This window comes from Rhodospirillales bacterium (genome assembly GCA_016712595.1).
In the GTDB taxonomy this organism is placed as follows: domain Bacteria; phylum Pseudomonadota; class Alphaproteobacteria; order Rhodospirillales; family Defluviicoccaceae; genus Defluviicoccus.
On sequence record JADJQT010000001.1, the window covers coordinates 2,244,576 to 2,262,344 of the forward strand.

Here is a 17,769-nt window from a genome sequence, read left to right on the forward strand (position 1 = left end):
GCCCTGGCGGCGGGCGTCGCCGTGTCGAAATGACGATGCGAGGATCGCGGCGGACAGCCAATCGCCATCGACGAAGGGCATCGGGTCAAATTGCCGCGCGTCGATGCGCGTTGCCGAGTAGCATTGGAAAAAAATAGATGATCAACAAGGGAGTGTTCAAACTGCGCAAGCCACCGCGCCGACCTGATATTGATCCCGATCTGATCTTGAATGTCATGGCCTCGGTCGTGGTCTGCGTCGATGCGGACGTCAGAATCATTTACGTCAACAACGCGGGCGAACAGTTTTTCCAAAACAGTGCCGGCAATCTGCGCGGCCAGCGCCTTGATCAGCTGATCCCGGCGGATAGCCCGCTGTTTTCGCTGATCAGTCAGTGCGCCGCCGGCAGCTCGGTCGTCGAGTATCAGGTCACGCTGGCCAGTCCCAGGATCGGCCATCACGTCGTCAACGTGCAGGCCTCGGCCCTCCCCGAACTCGATGCCGTCGTCGTCTCGATGCAGGAGCGCTCGCTTGCAGCCAAGATCGACCGTCAGTTGACCCACCGTGGCGCCGCCCGTTCGGTCGGCGCCATGGCGGCGATGCTGGCGCACGAGGTCAAGAACCCGCTGGCCGGTATTCGCGGCGCGGCGCAACTGCTCGAGCAAAGCGTGCGTCAGGAAGATCTGTCGCTCACCCGCCTGATCCGCGATGAGACCGACCGGGTCTGCAGTCTCGTCGATCGGATGGAGGTCTTTTCGACTGGTGCGCCGCTGCAGCGCGAGGCGGTGAACATTCACGAAGTGCTCGTGCGCGTTCGCACGCTTGCGGAAAACAGTTTCGGCCAACATCTGCGTTTCGTCGAGGGCTTCGATCCCTCCCTTCCGGCGGTGCATGGCAACCACGATCAACTCGTGCAGGTGTTCTTGAATCTGATTAAGAACGCCGCCGAGGCGGCCCCATACGACGGTGGCGAAGTGACGATCACCACCGCCTATTGGCACGGTGTTCGCTTTGCCGTGGCCGGGGCCTACGCGCGAATGCATCTGCCGCTGATGGTTTCCATCCAGGACAATGGAGAGGGAATCGAGGAAGACCTGAAGCCGCACCTGTTCGAGCCGTTCGTGACCTCCAAGCCGAAAGGCAGCGGCCTGGGCCTGGCGATGGTCGCCAAGATTATCGGCGATCACGGAGGTGTGATCGAGTTCGAGAGTGAGCCCAAGCGGACGGTGTTCCGTGTGATGCTTCCCATGTATTCGCCCGCGGAGGATGCCTCGTGACCACGTCGACCGTGCTCGTCGCCGACGACGACGCCGGAATTCGCACCGTTATCGGCCAGGCGCTCGAGCGGGCCGGCTATCAGGTCCGCGTGACCAGCAATGCCACCACCTTGTGGCGGTGGGTTTCGGACGGGCAGGGGGATGTCGTTATCACCGACGTCGTCATGCCGGACGAGAACGGACTCGATCTGATCCCGCGCATCCGTAAGATCCGCCCGGAACTGCGGGTGATCGTGATGAGCGCGCAGAGCACGCTTCTGACCGCCGTCAAGGCGACCGAGCGCGGCGCCTTCGAATATCTGCCGAAGCCGTTCGATCTGAACGAGCTGACTTCGGTCGTGCGGCGGGCGCTGGAAGTTCCGCGCAAACAGCCGGCGGCCATGGCGGGCGATAGCGAGGCACCAGAAGAAAAACTGCCGCTAATCGGCCGATCGCCGGCGATGCAGGAGATCTACCGGACCCTTGCCCGGCTGATGGTCACCGACCTTACAGTGCTGATCAATGGCGAGTCCGGTACCGGCAAGGAGCTGGTCGCCCGGGCATTACACGACTACGGCAAGCGTCGCGCCGGGCCGTTCATCGCCATCAACATGGCGGCGATACCGCGCGAGCTGATCGAAAGCGAGTTGTTCGGTCACGAGAAGGGCGCGTTTACCGGCGCGACCCACCGCAGCGCCGGCCGCTTCGAGCAGGCCGAGGGCGGCACGCTGTTCCTCGACGAGATCGGCGACATGCCGCCGGAAGCGCAGACGCGGCTGCTGCGCGTGCTGCAGGAGGGCGAGTACACGACGGTCGGCGGGCGAACGCCGATTCGCGCCAATGTGCGCATCGTTGCCGCCACCCATCACGACCTGCGCCAACTCATCGCCCAGGGACTGTTTCGCGAAGACCTCTATTTCCGCCTTAACGTCGTGCCGATCCGCCTGCCGCCGCTGCGCGAGCGGACGGTGGACATTCCCGAGCTGGTCCGCCACTTCATGGGTCGCGCGGCCAACGAGGGATTGCCGCCGAAGATGCTCGACACGGCGGCTATGGAGAGGCTGAAAGGCTACCGTTGGCCAGGCAATGTCCGCGAGGTTGAGAATCTCGTGCGCCGCCTCGCGGCGTTATATTCTGAGGAAGTAATCGGCGTCGACGTGATCGAAGCGGAACTCGCCGATACCTCGCCAGCATCATCCGAGCCGGAAGCGGATGGGTTGGGAAGCTCGGTGGAGCGGCACTTGCGCAGCTATTTTTCCGCCCATGGCGAAGCCCTGCCGGCACCGGGTCTGTTCGACCGGGTGATCCGCGAGGTCGAAAAGCCGCTGATTGCGTTGACGCTTGACGCGACACGCGGCAATCAGATTCGCGCCGCCGAGGTTCTCGGGCTCAACCGCAACACGCTGCGCAAGAAGATCCGCGAGCTGAACATTCCGGTGGTAAGAGGACACATACGTTGATCACGCGGCCGAGGAAATCGCTGCCGCGACGGCTGATGGTGTTCTGGAGGATCATCGACCGGCGCTGGGGCGTAGAGCGCAAGCTGGCGATCGTCGTCGTCCTCGCGGCGGTAAGTTCCGGCGTGGTCACGGTGGTGTCGTGGACTGGCGCCGCCGATTTCGGCCCGGACCCCGATACCGTCGTCATCCTTCTTTACATCGATACCATCTTGCTTTTGCTGCTGGGGGCGATCGTCGTCCGGCAGCTGGTGCGCGTTTGGGCCGAGCGTCGCCGCGGTCTCGCCGGCTCGGGACTGCATGTCCGCATCGTCATCCTGTTCAGCCTCGTCGCCGTCACTCCCGCCATCCTCGTTGCCGTCTTCTCCGCGCTGTTCCTTAACTTCGGCATCCAGGCATGGTTCAGCGAACGGGTCCGCACCGCCGTGGAAGCATCGAGCGCGGTGGCCCAGGCGTACCTCGGCGAACACCGGCAGAGCATCCGCACCGAGGCGTTCGCCCTGGCAAGCATCCTGAACCGACAGGCGACGGTGCTGATGCGCGATCCGACGCTGTTCGATCAGGTCCTCGGTGCTCAGGCCGATCTGCGCTCGCTGGCGGAAGCGGTGGTAATCGACGGGAGCGGCCGCATCATTGCCCGGGCGCCGCTCAGCCTGACCTCGGAGCTCGATATCGGATCGTGGGAAGCGCTTCAGCAGGCGACGGAAGGGCAGGTGGTGGTGCTCTCGACCGAACGGGACGACCGGGTGCGCGCTGCCGTCAAGCTCAACAACTTCATTGACGCCTACCTGCTGATCGGCCGCTTTCTCGACGCTGACGTGCTCGCGCAGATCGAGCAGACCGAGGTCGCCGTCACCCAGTACCGCCGGCTCGAGCAAAGCCGCGAAGGCATCCTGATCACTTTCGTTCTGATCTTCATCATCGTCGCCCTGCTCCTGCTTCTCGCCGCGGTATGGATGGGGCTTACCCTGGCGACGCACATCTCGCGGCCGATCAGCGGGCTGATCGCGGCCTCCGAGCGTGTTCGCGACGGCGATCTTTCGGTGCGTGTCCGGCCAACGACGACGATCAGCGAGTTCGGCATGCTGGGGCGCGCGTTCAACCGCATGACCAGCCAGCTGCAGAGCCAGCAGCAGGGATTGCTGCATGCCAACCGCGATCTCGACGAGCGGCGGCGGTTTACCGAGGCGGTGCTGAGCGGCGTCTCGGCCGGCGTCGTCGGCCTTGACGCCGAAGGAACGATCAACCTGCCGAACCGCTCCGCCTCGGAACTCCTGACTTTGGACCTTGAGGCCGGCAAGGGCCTGCCTCTCGTCGAGTTCGTCCCGGAAATGGCCGACCTTATCCACTGCGCGGTGGGTCAGCCGGAGCGATCGTGCGAAGCAGAAATCCGCCTCGTTCGCGGTGGGCGGGTGCGAACGCTGTTCGCCCGCGTCGTCACCGAGCGGCATGACGGCGATGTCGTCGGCTACGTCGTCACCTTCGATGACATCACCGCTCTGGTGATGGCTGAGCGCAAGGCGGCCTGGGCCGACGTCGCCCGGCGGATCGCGCACGAGATCAAAAATCCGCTTACGCCCATTCAGCTTGCCTCGGAACGGCTGAAGCGGAAGTATTCAAAGGAAATTCACTCGGACCGGGAGACGTTCATCGCGTGCACCGAGACCATCGTTCGTCAGGTCGAGGATATCGGCCGCATGGTCGATGAGTTTTCCGCCTTTGCGCGCATGCCGCGGCCGGAATTGAAGTGGGAGAATGTGAGCGACGTTGTGAACCAGGCGGTGTTTCTCGAGCGCAACCGGGCGGGCGGTGTGCGCGTGGACCTGAGCGTTCCTGAGGAGCCGATCCTCCTGCTGTGCGATGCGCGGCAGATCTCGCAGGCGCTGGTCAACGTGTTGAAAAACGCGGCGGAGGCGATCGGCGGCCGCGATATTGCTCCAGGCGATGCTCCCGGCTGGATCGGCGTGACGGTGCGGCGCGAGTTGCCCGAGGGCGAGCGCGCGCGGGTGGTGATCGATGTCGAGGACAACGGCCGGGGCCTGCCGCAACAAGATCGGGATCGGCTGACCGAGCCTTACGTTACTACACGAGCAAAGGGCACGGGCTTGGGGCTCGCGATCGTCAAGAAAATCTTGGAAGATCACAATGGCGACCTCTTTCTCGACGATCGCGAGGGGGGAGGCGCACGCGTTTCCCTCGTGTTCGTCGAGGAGCGAGTCGCTAGGTTGGAGGCTGGAAACGAAAACGGCGAAGCAACGCACGATCGCCGATCGGATGTCTCTTCCGGGCTGCAGGTGCATGGGTAACCAGTTGAACGAAGACATTCTCATCGTCGACGACGAGGCGGACATCCGCTCTCTCGTCTCCGGTATTCTTGAGGACGAGGGCTTCGAGACCCGCGAGGCTGGGGACAGCGATGGGGCGTTTGGCGCCGTTGCCACCCGGCGTCCGAGCCTCGTGCTGCTCGATATCTGGCTGCAGGGCAGCCGACTCGATGGCATGCAGATGCTCGAAGTGCTCAAGCACGAGCATCCGTCCGTGCCGGTGGTGATCATGAGCGGCCATGGCACGATCGAAACCGCCGTCCAGGCGATCAAGCTCGGGGCCTATGACTTCATCGAAAAGCCGTTCAAGGCCGATCGCATGATGCTCGTCGTCCGCCGGGCGATCGAGGCGGCGCGGCTGCGGCGCGAGAACGAGGAGCTGCGCATGCGCGCCGGCGGCGGCCTCGAACTTGTCGGCCAGTCATCGCTGATCAATCAGCTCCGCCAGGCGATCGACCGGGTGGCGCCGACCAACAGCCGGGTGCTGATCTCGGGCCCGGCGGGCTCGGGCAAGGAGGTCGTCGCCCGCTTGGTGCACGCGCGCTCGCGCCGGGTAAGCGGGCCGTTCGCCGTGCTCAATTGTGCTTCGATGTCGCCCGAACGCATGGAAGTCGAGCTGTTCGGCGTTGAAGGCGCGGTGGATGGCAGCGGCGTTCAGCGCAAGGTCGGTACCTTCGAGGCAACGCACAACGGCACGCTGCTGCTGGACGAAGTCGCCGACATGCCGATGGAAACCCAGGGCAAGATCGTTCGCGTACTCCAGGAGCAGGTGTTCCAGCGCGTTGGCGGCGAAATTCGCGTCGACGTCAACGTGCGCGTCATCGCCTCGACCACCCGCGAGCTGACCGAGGAGATCAAGCTCGGACGGTTCCGCGAGGATCTCTACTACCGGCTCAGCGTTGTGCCGATCCGGGTTCCCGCCCTGCGCGAACGCAGAGACGACATCCCGGCGCTGGCACGCCATTTCATGGCGCGCGTCGCAGAGAACTCCGGACAGCGGCCGCGCGAGATCAGCGAAGATGCGGTTGCCGCGCTACAGACCTACGACTGGCCGGGCAACGTGCGCGAGTTGCGCAACATCGTCGAGCGTCTGCTGATCATGGCGCCCGGCGGCCTGGACGATCCGATCCGCGCCGAGATGCTTCCGGCAGAGTTCGACGCGAAGTTTGCGGCATCGCGGCGCTCGGAACGGTCGAGCGAGATCATGGGGCTGCCACTGAAAAGCGCGCGGGAAATCTTCGAACGTGAGTATCTTCTTGCGCAGGTCAGCCGCTTTGGCGGTAACATCTCACGAACTGCCGCTTTCGTCGGCATGGAGCGCTCGGCGCTGCACCGCAAGCTGAAGTCGCTCGGCATACAAGGGGACGACAAGCCGCGTCTTGGCGGCGACTAGCCGCCGCGAATGATCACCAGACACCATGGGTGGACGACGGATAGCGGATGAAGATTGTCATCTGTGGCGCCGGCGAGGTCGGTTTCAACATCGCTCGCCACCTCTCGCTGGAAGGCAACGACGTCATCGTCATCGATACGGCGCCGGCGCTGATCCGTCGCATCAACGACAGCCTCGACGCGCAGGGGATCGTTGGTCACGCCTCGCGGCCGGACGTTCTCGACCGCGCCGGGATCAGTGACGCCGACATGATCATCGCGGTTACGCACACCGACGAAGTCAACATGGTCGCTTGCCAGGTTGCCCATTCGCTGTTCGACGTGCCGATGAAGATCGCCCGCGTCCGCGAGCAGAGCTACCTTGATCCCGCATGGTCGAACCTCTTCTCCCGCGATCATCTGCCGATCGACGTCATCATCTCGCCGGAGGTAGAGGTCGCCCGATCGATCATCCGCCGGCTCAAGGTTCCCGGCTCGTTCGAGATGATCCCGCTTGCCGACGATCGCGTACGCCTGCTGGGCGTGCGCTGCGAAGCGCATTGCCCGCTGATTAATACGCCGATCAAGCAATTGACCCAGTTGTTTCCGGACCTCAGCATCGTCATCGTTGGGCTGCTGCGCGAGGAGCAGCCGGTGCGGGTCAGCGGCGAGGACGAACTGCGCGCCGGCGACAACGTCTATCTTGTCGTCGAGACCGACCATGTCAGCCGCGCCATGGCCGCTTTCGGCCACGAGGAGCCGGAGGCGCGCCGCCTTTTGATCTGCGGCGGCGGAAATATCGCCCTGCTCCTTGCCCAGGACATCGAGGAAAAGCAGGCCGGCATCGGGGTTAAGATCATCGAGGCCGATGCCGAGCGTGCCGCGGTAGTGGCGAGCATGCTGAGTGGTACGGTCGTTCTGCACGGCGACGTTCTCGATCCGGAAATTCTCGAAGAGGCCGGCGTTTCGGCAACCGACACGGTGCTGGCGGTGACCGACGACGACGAGACCAACATTCTCGCATCGCTGCTGGCCAAGCGCTACGGTGCCCAACGAACGATCGCGCTGCTCAACAAGGGGACGTACGAGCCGCTGATCACCTCGCTTGGCATCGACGTTGTCGTCAGCCCGCGGAACATTACTGCCTCGACGATTCTGCAGCACGTCCGCCGCGGGCGCGTTCACGCCGTTCATTCACTGCGCGAAGGCTTCGGCGAACTGATCGAGGCGGAAGCCCTCGAAACGTCGAGCCTCGTCGGCGCGCCATTGCGCGATATCGACCTGCCGAACGGCGTGATGATCGGCGCCATCGTCCGCTGCGGGCAGGTGATCAGCCCGCGGGGGAATACCGTCATTCAGCACAAGGACCGGGTCGTGCTGTTCGCCACGAGCGATGCGGTTCGCAAAGTGGAAAAGCTGTTTTCAGTTCGTCTCGAGTACTTTTGAGCAACGGCAGAGGCTGGCATGGGTCGCATCGCGTACGTCAACGGCCGCTATGTCGCGCATGTCGACGCGCGCGTCCATGTCGAGGATCGAGGATACCAGTTCGCCGATGGCGTCTATGAGGTAATCGCTGTCGTCGGCGGTCATCTCATCGACGAGGAACTGCATTTCGAACGGCTTAACTGGTCGCTTTCGGAATTGCGCATCGCCTGGCCGATGGAACCCGCGGCGCTACGCGTGGTGATGCGCGAGGTCATCCGACGCAACCGCCTTGGTGGCCTCGCCAGCCTTTATCTTCAGATCACCCGCGGCGTGGCGCCGCGCAATCACGCGTTTCCGTCCGGGGTGCGGCCGGCGGTGGTGATGACCGCCCGGACGCTGCCACCGTATTCACACGATGCCGCCCGACGCGGTGTCCGCGTCATCACCGTGGCCGACGATCGCTGGCGCCGGCCCGATATCAAATCCGTCTCATTGCTGCCAAACATTCTTGCCAAACAACGTGCCGTGGAAGCCGACGCATACGAGGCGTGGTTCGTCGATGACAATGGAATGATCACCGAAGCCACCGCTTCCAACGCCTGGATCGTTACGCCAGGTGGCGAACTTGTCACCCGGCAGAGTGGTCGGGCGATCCTGAACGGGATTACCCGGAGGCGGGTGATGGCATTGGCCGGTGAGCATGGCCTGCACGTCGTTGAGCGACCGTTTAGTCTCGATGAAGCGAAGGCGGCTGCGGAAGCCTTCATCAGCGCGACCACGTCGTGGGTCAAGGCGGTGGTCCAGATCGATGGGCAGACGGTGGGCGCTGGTCTGCCCGGCCCACTGACCCGGCGCCTGCTTTCCCTTTACACCGCGTTCGCCGGATTTCCGCAAAAGGACGATGTATGACCGCGGATGTGCAGCCGCCCGGACCACCGCCGGCACTGCGGCGCCCTGAGGCGATGCTGTTCGATTGGGACAACACGCTGATCGATAGCTGGCATGCCATCCTCGATGCGCAGAACCATACGCTCGAGGCGTTCGGGCTCGCGCCCTGGACTCTGGAAGAGACACGCCAGCGGGTCCGCGGATCGATGCGCGATTCGTTTCCTGCGCTGTTCGGCGCCCGCTGGCGCGAGGCGGGAGAGGTGTTCTATCGCCGCTTCACCCAGCACCACATGGAGAGCCTGAAGCCGCTACCTGGCGCGGAGACGCTCTTGCACGAACTTTATGAGCAGGGGACATACCTCGCAGTTGTCAGCAACAAGAAGGGTGACTATCTCCGCAGGGAGGCTGAGCACCTCGGCTGGACGGGATTGTTCGGTCGGATCGTCGGCGCCTTCGATGCCGCGCGGGATAAGCCCGCCGTCGATCCGGTCCACCTCGCTCTCGAAGGTTCCGGTTATGAGCCGGGAGAATCAGTTTGGTTCGCGGGCGACGCAGACGTCGATCTCGAGTGCGCGGTCAACGCGGGGTGTGTTCCGGTCCTCGTGCGTGCGATACCCCCAAACCCGGGAGAATTTGAGCCGCATCCTCCCGCCGTCCATGTCGACGACTGTATGATGCTTTTAAAGGTGATCCAGAATCTGTAATCTTCCATCGGGGGTAGGACGCCATAGTACGTCCACGGCTGGCCCAGCCGACAAGCCAGATCATCGGCTTTCGCAGCCCGTGACGCCGGGGGTCTCACCAACAAACACCAAGGATCTGAAAAAAACAGGGAATCGACCCATGTCTTCGGAAAAATCACAAAATGTTCAGGATGTATTTCTGAACCATATCCGCAAGAACAAAACACCCGTGACCATCTTCCTCGTCAACGGGGTCAAGCTCCAGGGGATCATCACGTGGTTTGATCAGTTCTCGGTGTTGTTACGGCGCGACGGTCACACCCAGCTCGTCTACAAGCACGCGATCTCGACCGTCATGCCGTCCGTGCAAATCCAGTTGTTTGATCCCGATAAGGAAGCGGCAGCCAGTTGAGTTTCACGATGGACGGCGCGCGTGGTTGAACCGGCCAACGCGCACTCCGCGGCCAAGCGCTGCCTCGTCATTCGCCCGTCGTTCCGGGGCACTCCATCCAGCGGTCCACGTAGCGATGAAGCCCGTCTTGCTGAAGCGGTGGGACTATGCCGGGCGATTGCCCTCGACGTCGTTCAGGCGGACGTAGCCAACGTATCGGCGCTGCGGCCGTCCGCTTTGTTCGGCGCGGGAACGGTGGAACGCTACGCCGAGCTGGTCAAGGCGCAGACGGATATCCCGATCTCCGTCGTCGTCGTCGACGCAGCGCTGACTCCGGTGCAGCAGCGTAATCTGGAAAAGGCCTGGAGTGTCAAGGTTATCGACCGCACGGGCCTGATCCTTGAGATATTCGGCGAGCGCGCACGCACGGCGGAAGGCGAGATGCAGGTCGAACTCGCGGCCCTGACCTACCAGAAGAGCCGGTTGGTTCGAAGCTGGACCCATCTTGAGCGTCAAAGGGGCGGCTTCGGTTTCATCGGTGGTCCCGGTGAATCGCAGATCGAAACCGATCGTCGGCTGATCCGTGAGCGGATCGCCCGGCTGAAGCGCCAGCTTGAGCAGGTACGGCGGACGCGCGCGCTGCATCGGCAGGCGCGCAAGCGGGTGCCCTACCCGGTTGTCGCCCTGGTCGGCTATACCAACGCCGGCAAATCCACCTTGTTCAATCGGTTGACCCGTGCCGACGTCATGGCCAAGGATCTGCTGTTTGCCACCCTCGATCCGACGATGCGCGCGCTGGAACTACCCTCCGGCCGGTCGGTGATCCTCTCCGATACCGTCGGTTTCATCTCCGAACTGCCGCACGAACTGGTCGAGGCGTTCCGCGCGACCCTGGAAGAAGTCACCGCCGCCGACCTCGTCGTGCACGTGCGTGATGCCTCGCATCCGGAAAGCGAACAGCAGAAGCAGGACGTTGACGATGTATTGCGCAGCCTCGGACTGGGGCAGATGGTCGATGCCGGGGGGGTGATCGAGGTGCTTAACAAGATCGATCTTCTCGGCGAGGACGACCGTCGGACTCTGTCCAGACGGGCCGAGCGGGCAGTCGGGCAGTCCGTTCCGTTGTCCGCCGCCAGCGGCGAGCGCTGCGACAAATTGATCGCAGTGATCGATGCGCGGCTTGCCACCGCCCTTCAGGTGATCGATGTCTGGCTCACACCCGCGGACGGCGCCGGCCTCGCCTGGCTTTACCGTCACGGTGAAGTGATCGAGCGCGCGGACGAAGACGAGGCGATCCATGTCAAGGTCCGTCTTTCGGAAAGCCACGCCGCACGTTTCGCCCGGCGCGAGGACGATGCCCTGGCGGGGGTGGTCCGGGTGCCGCGCTGAGGATTCTTGGAAAGAAGAGACGTCGGGACGATGACCAGTCCGCAGACCCAGGCACGCTGGCGGCGCAAGTATCGCTTCGTCAAGACCCAGCTCAACGTCATGGCCCGCCGGCAGACGCACGACGCGCTCGAGCAGTTCGCGCGTACCGCCACGCTGCGCGGCAAGGGCGAGGCGGTCGCCTTCGCCTGCTTCGTAACCCGCGCACTGATGCAGCGCGCCGAATATAACGCCGATGCGGCGCAGATGCTCGATGACTTCATCCAAGGTTACCATCGCGATCGGGATCTGCATTCGGCATGAACATGGAACTCCGTGGCCGGCCATCGGTCGCTTCGCAACCCGCTGCCGGTGTGTTTGAACGACGATGACCTCTACTTCTCAGTTTCCTGACCCGTCCGCAGTACTCGCGATCATCCGTAACGTTGCTGCGTGCGAAATCATGCCGCGCTTTCGCAACCTCGCGCCGGGCGACATAACCTCGAAAAGCAGTCCCAATGACCTTGTGACCATTGCTGACGTTGCCGCCGAGCGACGGCTCGTCGAGCGCCTGGACGCGCTCACCCCCGGGTGCGCCTTCGTCGGCGAGGAAGCGGTCGAAGGTAACCCGGCGTTGCTTTCGGCACTCGCCGGTGATCGACCGGTCTGGCTCCTAGATCCGGTCGACGGGACAAACAACTTCGCCAGCGGTAAGGCCTGCTTTGCCGTGATCGTCGCCTACTGTGCCCGTGGCGAGACCCAGGCAGGCTGGATCTACGATCCGATCGCCGACGTTGCACAGTGGTCCGTGGCCGGGGAGGGGGCATGGAGCGAAGGCGCGGACGGCCGGACCCGGCTTCGCACCCCACCGCCGCCCGCGGCGATCGGCGAGATGCGCGGATCGGCGCCGCCGCGCGCCATCCGGCACCTGAGCGCGGCGCTGGTCGCTGATGGCGAGCCAAGCTGCCCCCGTTTCGAGCGATACGGGTGCGTCGGGCGTGAATACATGGATCTTGCCAGCGGTCGCCTCCATTTTGCCAAGTACGCCCGACTGAAGCCGTGGGATCATGCCGCCGGCGTGCTTATTCACCGCGAGGCGGGCGGTTTCGGCGCACTGCGTCGCAACGCCTCGCCCTATCGGCCGCTGCCGGTGGTCGGCGAAGACGCGCTGCTGCTGGCGCCGGATGCGGGAAGCTGGGATCGGCTCGACCGGTTGCTTGGGTGACGCAGGCGCGGATGATAGGGAGTTAAGTAATGGCGAATGCGGCGTTCATCGGTCTTGGGGTGATGGGGTATCCGATGGCCGGGCATCTTGTGCGGGCCGGTCATTCGGTTCGCGTCTACAATCGCACCGAAGCGAAGGCCAAAGCGTGGGTCAAGACGTTCGGTGGCCACGCGGCCGCGACGCCGGCCGAAGCGGCGCGGGGCGCCGAGCTGGTCTTCACCTGCGTCGGCAACGATAACGACCTGCGCGGTGTCGTCCTCGGCGAGCACGGCGCGATCGCTGGCATGGCCGAAGGCGCTATTCTTGTCGATCATACGACGGCCTCGGCGCAGGTGGCCCGCATCCTCGCCTCGCTTGCGCGAGAGCAGGGGGTCGGCTTTCTCGATGCGCCGGTCTCGGGCGGGCAGGTGGGAGCGGAGAACGGCCAGCTCGCGGTCATGGTCGGCGGCGATGCCGACGTCTTCGAGCGCGCCGAGCCGCTAATGAAGGCCTACGCGAAGGCGATCACCCTGATCGGCCCCACCGGTTCGGGTCAGCTCACCAAGATGGTCAATCAGATCTGCCTCGCCGGACTGACGCAGGCGCTGGCCGAAGCGCTGAACTTCGCCGCTCGCGCCGGCCTCGACGCGGACAAGGTGCTGGCGACGATCTCCAAGGGCGCTGCACAGTCGTGGATGATGGACAACCGGTCACGAACGATGCTCGAAGACCGTTTCGACTTCGGCTTCGCCGTCGACTGGATGCGCAAGGACCTCGGTATCGCCATCGACGAAGCCAAGGCAAACGGTGCTGGCTTGCCGGTCACCGCCCTGGTCGACCAATTCCTGGCCGAGGTCCAACGCCGCGGTGGCAACCGCGCCGACTATACCGCGCTGATCCGCCTGCTGCGCTGACGACCGGTACTGGCCAGGCGGCGATGAGCGAGGCCGACGAATACGTCGAGACGCGGGTGATGGACGGGTTTCGCCGCGAGAGCGAGCAGGAAGAGAATATCGTGCGGACCCTGCCGTTTTTCGCCACCTCGCTCGGCATCATCGCGACGGTGATCAGCCTTGCCCGGCCGGCGATCTGCGATCCGAGTTGGCATCCGTTTGTCATCCTCACCTATGCGCTTCTGGCCGCGCTCGCGTTCAGCGTCGTGGCGGTATTCTGGAACCTGTTCAAATCGGTTTCGTCGCGGCACCTCATCTACCCGATGTCGGAACAGGATCTGCTCGACTATGCCGGCCGGTTGCGGGCGTACTATACTGTAGCGGATGCGGCGCCCGCGGCGATCGAGGACGCCATTGTCGGTGATCTGCGCGAGGCGTTCACCCGTCAGCTCGCCGAAGCGGCCGAGTGGAATCATGCGCGGAACGTGCCGCGTCTGCGCGCGCGCAGCCGGGCGCTGACCGCTCTCATCGCCGCAGTTGCGCTCGCATTCGCGATTCTCGCGGTGATTTTTTTCACTCAGACGATGGAGCCGGGAGGGTGTCATGCCGACAACGGACGAAACGGTTACACAGTTGCGCCGGCAAATGCGCCTGCGTGATCCCAAGACCGGCGAGTTGATCGCCAAACCCGCGCCTCCGCCGCTGCGGATGATGCACAAGGGAATCTGGATCTATGAGGAGGTCCCTTGCGATCTGGCGGCGCATGCCGGTCCTGTGCGGCTACGTTCGAGCGAATGAGCGCGCCGGATCTCTGAACGTAACATTTCGGAACGCCGCATTCAAAACGCTGACAGGCCGGTCTGTGCGCGACCCAGGATCAGGGCGTGGATGTCGTGCGTGCCTTCGTAGGTGTTCACCGTCTCGAGATTCATTACATGGCGGATGACGTGATAGTCGTCGACGATGCCATTGCCGCCGTGGATGTCGCGAGCGGCGCGGGCGATGTCGAGCGCCTTGCCGCAGGCGTTGCGCTTGATCAGCGAGATCAGCTCAGGGGCGCAGCGGCCTTCGTCCATCAGCCGCCCGGCGCGGAGCGCCGCCTGCAGGCCGAGAGCGATTTCCGTTTGCATGTCCGCGAGCTTTTTCTGAACCAGCTGGGTGGCGGCCAGCGGCCGGCCAAACTGCACCCGGTCGAGCGCATACTGACGGGCGGCGTGCCAGCAGAACTCGGCGGCGCCCAGTGCTCCCCAGGCGATGCCGTAGCGCGCCTTGTTCAGGCAGCCGAACGGCCCCGCGAGTCCCGCAACGTCGGCGAAGATATGAGTCTGCGGAACATAGACCTCATCCATGACGATCTCGCCGGTCGCCGAGGCGCGCAGGCTGAATTTTCCCTCGATCGCGGGCGTGGACAGACCCTCCATGCCGCGTTCGAGTACAAAGCCACGGATGCGGCCGTCGAGCTTTGCCCAGACGATGAAGACGTCGGCGACCGGTGAATTGGTGATCCAGGTCTTGCGGCCGGAAATCACGAAGCCGGCGTTCGCGGGAACGGCGCGGGAGCGCATACCGCCGGGATCGGAGCCGGCGTCGGGTTCGGTCAGGCCGAAGGAGCCGATTCGCTGGCCGCACGCGAGCCCGGGGAGCCATCGCCGCCGCTGCTCCTCGTTGCCGTAGGCCCAGATCGGATACATGACCAGCGAGGACTGCACGCTCATCGCCGAGCGGTAACCACTGTCGACGCGCTCGACCTCGCGGGCGGCGAGACCGTAGGCGACGTACCCGAGACCGGCACCACCGTACGCCGGCGGAATTGTCGGGCCGAGCAGGCCGAGTTCGCCCATCTCGCGCATGATCTGTGGATCGAACGTCTCGTGGCGGTGCGCCTCCTTGATCCGCGGCATCAGCTTGTCCTGTGCATAAGCACGGGCACTGTCGCGGACGAGCCGTTCCTCCTCGGAAAGCTGATCTTCGAGGAGAAACGCGTCATCCCAACAGAACCGCAGGGCTTGATCGCCGGTCATCGGCTCTTCTCCTCATGGATCGCGGGAAGGTCACCGTCACTCGCGGCGCGATCGCCTTCGTCGCACGGATAGATCTCCAAAGGGCCGTTCACGCCGCGGGGATTGAGCGTCGCCAGCATCCGGCAGACGTTATTCCAACAGATTTCATAATCGTCCGTGAACGAGGAATTGGCGAGGACGAGTCGGGGCATCGGCGGCGTTGTCGGGGTGTAACGCCATTCGCCGTCGACCAGTTCGGCGCCGGGGGGTGGGTCCATGCCGGCGCCACTGCCCTCGATCGCCGCCTGGGTCGGCATGAGCTGACCCGCGACCACTGCCCAATCTTCCCGCCATGATGTCTTTTCGGCCGAATGCGTCCAGGCGAGGGTGAACGTGTTGGTAGGCAGGAACGCGATCAGCGTCTGGGCGATGGCAAGGCAGACCGGCATGGGGGAAACCCGCTCAGGAGGGCGGCGATAGGGCCGCGCGGCGACGACTGCGAAGGGTGTGCAGGATAATGACCGATACCGCGACGGCAAAGCCGATCTCATCGGTAATGGGCACGGCGGCGACGAGGAAGAAGGCACCAGCGGCGGCCAGCAGGCGCTCCCACCATAACAGGCGAAGGATCAGGTGGCCAATGGCCGCGGCTCCCCACAGGGTAATCGCCAGCAGTGCCTTGACGATCACATAACCGATATCGGTTGCATCGTCGCTGAGCAGCAGCAGGGCTGGATCGTAGACGGCCATGAACGGCACGACAAACCCGGCGATGGCAATACGCACCGCCTCGATGCCGGTGCGCATGGGTGACGAGCGCGCGATCGCCGAAGCGGCAAACACCGCGAGCGCCACGGGCGGCGTCAGGTCCGCCATGATACCGAAGTAGAAGACGAACATATGCGAAACCAGCAAGGGCGCGCCGAGCTTCAACAATACCGGCGCGACCAGAGAGGAGACGATGATGTAGTTGGGAATCGTGGGAATCCCCATGCCGAGAACGAGGCAGACCAGCATCGTCAGCAGCAGGCAGAAAAACAGGTTGTCGCGGCCGAGTGCGACGATCCCGTGAGTGAAAACACCGGCGAGGCCGGTGAGCGTCATCGTGCCGATGATGACGCCGACCAGGGCGCAGGCAATGCCGACGGCAAGGGCATTGCGGGCGCCCTCGACCATGCCGCGAACCGCGACCCACAGCGTTGCGCGGCCACCGGCGGCGAACAGGCTGGCTATGCTCAGCAGCCCGATTACCGCCAGCATCGGCGTAATGCCGAATTTGAAGAAAGTCGTGCAAAGCCCTGCTAAAGCGATCCAAAATCCGATCCGAACGAGCAATCTCGTCAGCGATGCCGAGAGATTGGTGGCAAGGATCAACACCACGGTCAGCGCCAAGCCGACGGTGCCAGAAAACAGCGGTGTATAACCGCTGAACAGGAGCAAGACGAGGACGACGAGGGGAATGATCAGGTGGCCCTGGCGACGCAGCGCCGCGAGCGGCTTGGGGCATGCTGCTTTTTCCAGGCCGACGAGGTTGCGCCGGCCTGCCTCGAGATGAACCATCCACAGCGCGGTGACAAAGTAGAGCAGCGCCGGCACGATCGCGGCGATGCACACCTGCGCGTAGGAAATGTTCAGCGTCTCCGCCATGATGAAGGCCACCGCGCCCATCACCGGCGGCATGATCTGGCCACCCATGCTCGACGTCGCTTCGACCGCGCCTGCGAACTCCGCCCGGTAGCCGAAGCGCTTCATCAGCGGGATGGTGAACTGGCCGGTGGTAACGACATTGGCTACCCCCGATCCGTTGATCGTGCCCATCAGCGCCGAGGTAACGACCGAGACCTTGGCCGGGCCGCCCTTGGTGTGACCGACGGTGCCGAGCGCCACGTCGGTAAACAGGCGAACCATTCCAGCTTGTTCCAAAAAGCTTCCAAACAGGATGAATAAAAAGATGTAAGTCGAGGATACGTAAGTTGGAATTCCATAAATACCCTCGGTCCCGAACGCGTATTGATCGATGACCTGATCAAAGCCATAGCCGCGATGGGCGAGCGGCGCCGGCAAATGCTCGCCGAACAGCGCGTAGACGAAAAAGCTCAGGCAGATCAGTGGCAGCGGCCAGCCCATGACGCGGCGGGCGGCATCGAACAGCAGCGCCAGGGTGGCGCAGCCGATGGCGATATCGATTTCCGTGGGCGCGCCCGAGCGCAGGATCAGCGCCTGCTGGAAGACCCAGTGATAAAGAGCGAGAACAAACGCAACCGCGCCCGCCGTCCACAGCGCAGCGCGTGGCAGAACCCCGTGAGTGTCCGTCCGTTCCGCTGCCATGCCGAAGACGAGCAGCACGAGAAAGCCGACGTGGACAGCACGAACAATCTGGCTTGGCAGCGGCGAATAGGCTGCGGTAACGATTTGGAAGGCACAGAACAGCACGGCGATGCAGAACAGCGGCCGGGGCGGGGCGAACAGTCCCGCTGCGGGGTCGGGCAGACTGGCTGCCGCCGCCGGGTCCGGCAAGCCATCTAACTGTGCG

General features: G+C 64.0%; 16 protein-coding genes. 13 read left to right on the forward strand and 3 right to left on the reverse strand.

Features of this window, described 5'->3' with window-relative positions; all coding sequences use genetic code 11:
* The first annotated feature begins 137 nt into the window (after nt 1-137).
* From IPK66_10140 to IPK66_10200, 13 genes are all read left to right on the forward strand, one after another.
* Nucleotides 138-1,256 carry a PAS domain-containing protein gene (locus IPK66_10140; GenBank protein ID MBK8175595.1) on the forward strand — a complete coding sequence of 373 codons (1,119 nt, stop codon included), beginning with the start codon at nt 138-140 and terminating at the stop codon, nt 1,254-1,256.
* Nucleotides 1,253-2,695 carry a nitrogen regulation protein NR(I) gene (ntrC, locus tag IPK66_10145; GenBank protein ID MBK8175596.1) on the forward strand — a complete coding sequence of 481 codons (1,443 nt, stop codon included), beginning with the start codon at nt 1,253-1,255 and terminating at the stop codon, nt 2,693-2,695. The genes IPK66_10140 and ntrC overlap by 4 nt, the downstream gene beginning before the upstream one ends.
* Nucleotides 2,696-2,778: 83 nt before the next feature.
* Nucleotides 2,779-4,998, forward strand: coding sequence for a PAS domain-containing sensor histidine kinase (locus IPK66_10150; protein MBK8175597.1), 2,220 nt, complete (start codon nt 2,779-2,781; stop codon nt 4,996-4,998).
* A gap of 4 nt (nt 4,999-5,002) precedes the next feature.
* Nucleotides 5,003-6,409 (forward strand): sigma-54-dependent Fis family transcriptional regulator, encoded by a 1,407-nt coding sequence (locus tag IPK66_10155; protein ID MBK8175598.1) that lies wholly within the window; start codon nt 5,003-5,005, stop codon nt 6,407-6,409.
* A gap of 47 nt (nt 6,410-6,456) precedes the next feature.
* Entirely contained in the window at nt 6,457-7,833 is a 1,377-nt protein-coding gene (trkA, locus tag IPK66_10160; protein MBK8175599.1) for a Trk system potassium transporter TrkA, read from the forward strand.
* A gap of 18 nt (nt 7,834-7,851) precedes the next feature.
* Nucleotides 7,852-8,721 carry a D-amino-acid transaminase gene (locus IPK66_10165; GenBank protein ID MBK8175600.1) on the forward strand — a complete coding sequence of 290 codons (870 nt, stop codon included), beginning with the start codon at nt 7,852-7,854 and terminating at the stop codon, nt 8,719-8,721.
* Complete coding sequence (locus tag IPK66_10170; protein MBK8175601.1) at nt 8,718-9,404, forward strand: HAD family hydrolase; 687 nt, start codon at nt 8,718-8,720, stop codon at nt 9,402-9,404. The genes IPK66_10165 and IPK66_10170 overlap by 4 nt, the downstream gene beginning before the upstream one ends.
* A 139-nt stretch (nt 9,405-9,543) precedes the next feature.
* Entirely contained in the window at nt 9,544-9,795 is a 252-nt protein-coding gene (hfq, locus tag IPK66_10175; GenBank protein MBK8175602.1) for an RNA chaperone Hfq, read from the forward strand.
* Between the two features lie 21 nt (nt 9,796-9,816).
* Complete coding sequence (gene hflX, locus IPK66_10180) at nt 9,817-11,163, forward strand: GTPase HflX (protein MBK8175603.1); 1,347 nt, start codon at nt 9,817-9,819, stop codon at nt 11,161-11,163.
* A gap of 30 nt (nt 11,164-11,193) precedes the next feature.
* The gene (locus IPK66_10185) at nt 11,194-11,463 is read left to right on the forward strand and encodes a hypothetical protein (protein ID MBK8175604.1); all 270 of its coding nucleotides are present in this window, start codon (nt 11,194-11,196) and stop codon (nt 11,461-11,463) included.
* 64 nt (nt 11,464-11,527) lie between these two features.
* Nucleotides 11,528-12,364: an inositol monophosphatase gene (locus IPK66_10190; protein MBK8175605.1), complete on the forward strand. Its 837-nt coding sequence runs from the start codon at nt 11,528-11,530 to the stop codon at nt 12,362-12,364.
* A gap of 29 nt (nt 12,365-12,393) precedes the next feature.
* Nucleotides 12,394-13,257 (forward strand): NAD(P)-dependent oxidoreductase, encoded by an 864-nt coding sequence (locus IPK66_10195; protein MBK8175606.1) that lies wholly within the window; start codon nt 12,394-12,396, stop codon nt 13,255-13,257.
* 23 nt (nt 13,258-13,280) lie between these two features.
* Nucleotides 13,281-13,895: a hypothetical protein gene (locus IPK66_10200; GenBank protein MBK8175607.1), complete on the forward strand. Its 615-nt coding sequence runs from the start codon at nt 13,281-13,283 to the stop codon at nt 13,893-13,895.
* Between the two features lie 180 nt (nt 13,896-14,075).
* On the opposite strand, the gene IPK66_10205 is transcribed toward IPK66_10200, so the two are convergent.
* Genes IPK66_10205 through IPK66_10215 form a run of 3 tightly spaced genes read right to left on the reverse strand, consistent with a single transcriptional unit; the run spans nt 14,076 to nt 17,726 of the window.
* Complete coding sequence (locus IPK66_10205; GenBank protein ID MBK8175608.1) at nt 14,076-15,257, reverse strand: acyl-CoA dehydrogenase; 1,182 nt, start codon at nt 15,255-15,257, stop codon at nt 14,076-14,078.
* Nucleotides 15,254-15,685: a DUF1850 domain-containing protein gene (locus tag IPK66_10210; protein ID MBK8175609.1), complete on the reverse strand. Its 432-nt coding sequence runs from the start codon at nt 15,683-15,685 to the stop codon at nt 15,254-15,256. The genes IPK66_10205 and IPK66_10210 overlap by 4 nt, the downstream gene beginning before the upstream one ends.
* Nucleotides 15,686-15,698: 13 nt before the next feature.
* The gene (locus IPK66_10215) at nt 15,699-17,726 is read right to left on the reverse strand and encodes a TRAP transporter permease (protein ID MBK8175610.1); all 2,028 of its coding nucleotides are present in this window, start codon (nt 17,724-17,726) and stop codon (nt 15,699-15,701) included.
* Nucleotides 17,727-17,769: the final 43 nt, after the last annotated feature.

Bases quoted from the DNA above. Each gene is read 5' to 3' on its own strand.
- IPK66_10195 (MBK8175606.1), top strand. From the start codon at position 12,394: ATGGCGAATGCGGCGTTCATCGGTCTTGGGGTGATGGGGTATCCGATG.
- IPK66_10165 (MBK8175600.1), top strand. From the start codon at position 7,852: ATGGGTCGCATCGCGTACGTCAACGGCCGCTATGTCGCGCATGTCGAC.
- IPK66_10205 (MBK8175608.1), bottom strand. From the start codon at position 15,257: ATGACCGGCGATCAAGCCCTGCGGTTCTGTTGGGATGACGCGTTTCTC.
- IPK66_10140 (MBK8175595.1), top strand. From the start codon at position 138: ATGATCAACAAGGGAGTGTTCAAACTGCGCAAGCCACCGCGCCGACCT.
- IPK66_10185 (MBK8175604.1), top strand. From the start codon at position 11,194: ATGACCAGTCCGCAGACCCAGGCACGCTGGCGGCGCAAGTATCGCTTC.
- IPK66_10190 (MBK8175605.1), top strand. From the start codon at position 11,528: ATGACCTCTACTTCTCAGTTTCCTGACCCGTCCGCAGTACTCGCGATC.
- IPK66_10200 (MBK8175607.1), top strand. From the start codon at position 13,281: ATGAGCGAGGCCGACGAATACGTCGAGACGCGGGTGATGGACGGGTTT.
- IPK66_10210 (MBK8175609.1), bottom strand. From the start codon at position 15,685: ATGCCGGTCTGCCTTGCCATCGCCCAGACGCTGATCGCGTTCCTGCCT.
- IPK66_10170 (MBK8175601.1), top strand. From the start codon at position 8,718: ATGACCGCGGATGTGCAGCCGCCCGGACCACCGCCGGCACTGCGGCGC.
- trkA (MBK8175599.1), top strand. From the start codon at position 6,457: ATGAAGATTGTCATCTGTGGCGCCGGCGAGGTCGGTTTCAACATCGCT.
- hfq (MBK8175602.1), top strand. From the start codon at position 9,544: ATGTCTTCGGAAAAATCACAAAATGTTCAGGATGTATTTCTGAACCAT.